Origin of the sequence: Pseudaminobacter soli (ex Li et al. 2025) (genome assembly GCF_003012705.1) — a bacterium.
Lineage (GTDB): Bacteria > Pseudomonadota > Alphaproteobacteria > Rhizobiales > Rhizobiaceae > Pseudaminobacter > Pseudaminobacter soli.
The window spans coordinates 1-1,142 of sequence record NZ_PXYL01000059.1; the positions used below are offsets into that span (position 1 = coordinate 1).

The following is a 1,142-nucleotide window of genomic DNA, read 5'->3' on the forward strand; positions in this document are numbered from 1 at the left end:
TCCGATCTCTTTTTATTCGAATGGCTGGAACCTCAGCCAAGGCGCACCATATCCCCGGCATTCTTCCACTGGCGGCTATTCTTCGGTCAACCGTCAGCCCGTCGTCTCTCCGGAGGCGGCGGGCTTCCTTTTGCGCATGGGCACGGCTCCGGAACTTTTATGTTCGCGATGCGTTCTCCTGGAAACGTCCGATATAGGGCCAGACCTCGCGATTGTCGCATAGAGGTCCATTTCACGATCATCGCTAGGCCTAGAGCTCCCACGGACTTTCCCTTGGAGAAGACAATGAGACGCTATCTCTCAACACTCGCATGTTCGGGGTTGCTGAGCATTGGAGCGCTCGCCGGTGCGTCCGCTTTTGCCGCGGGCATCTCCAGTTCCATCCCCGACAATGGCCCGGCGGTGGGCACGGCCGGCGTGGCTTCCAAAACGCTACCGGCACAACCCCTGGTAGATGGCCAAATCTGGAACCATTCGTGCATTGCGGAGGCTTGCCAGGGCAAGTTTGAGTCAGCCGTCCTTGTGCTCAAGCCCTCGGACAGCGCGATCAGCGGCCTGCAATACGTCCGTGGCTTTGGCGGCTTCCATGGCGGCGGCGGTGGCTTTCACGGCTTCGGAGGTGGAGGTTTCCACGGCTTCGGCGGCGGCGGCTTCCATGGCATGGGCGGATTTCATGGCGGTGGCTTCCACGGCATGGGCGGCTTCCACGGCTTCCACGGCTTCCATGGGGGACACTTTCACAATGGCCACTTCTTCAATGGCGGAGACGGCTTCTTTGATGGTGACGGCGGATGGGATTGGGGCTGGTTTGGTCTAGGCCTCCCCTGGATATACCCCTGGTACTACGACGGAGGCTATTATGGCGCGTATCATCCGGCGTATTATCACGTCCGATGGCACCACAGACATGCAGGTTGGTGTCGCTATCACTGGCACAGGGGGCACCGTGTTTGCATCCGCTGATGCAAATCCTGCCTGATTGCATCTTATAACTGGCCCGTCGTCTCACCCGAGGCGGCGGGCTTCTCTTTTGGGGCGGGAACTGTCAAGCGCAAGAAAGTACCCCGGATAGCAAGCTCCAGGCTCTAACGATGGGCACAAAGGATCGTGTCAGCAATTCAGGTGCTGCCGCGTGGTGCTTG

At 59.5% G+C, this 1,142-nt stretch carries 2 protein-coding genes; both read left to right on the top strand.

Translation table 11 applies throughout. From position 1 onward, the window contains the following. A partial coding sequence (locus tag C7I85_RS31465) for a hypothetical protein (protein WP_210203116.1) occupies positions 1-223 on the top strand: 223 nt, incomplete at its 5' end. Between the two features lie 62 nt (positions 224-285). Next, complete coding sequence (locus tag C7I85_RS30185) at positions 286-963, top strand: hypothetical protein (protein WP_106727670.1); 678 nt, start codon at positions 286-288, stop codon at positions 961-963. Positions 964-1,142: the final 179 nt, after the last annotated feature.

Coding starts and splice junctions, on each gene's coding strand:
- C7I85_RS30185 (WP_106727670.1), top strand. CDS start 286: ATGAGACGCTATCTCTCAACACTCGCATGTTCGGGGTTGCTGAGCATT.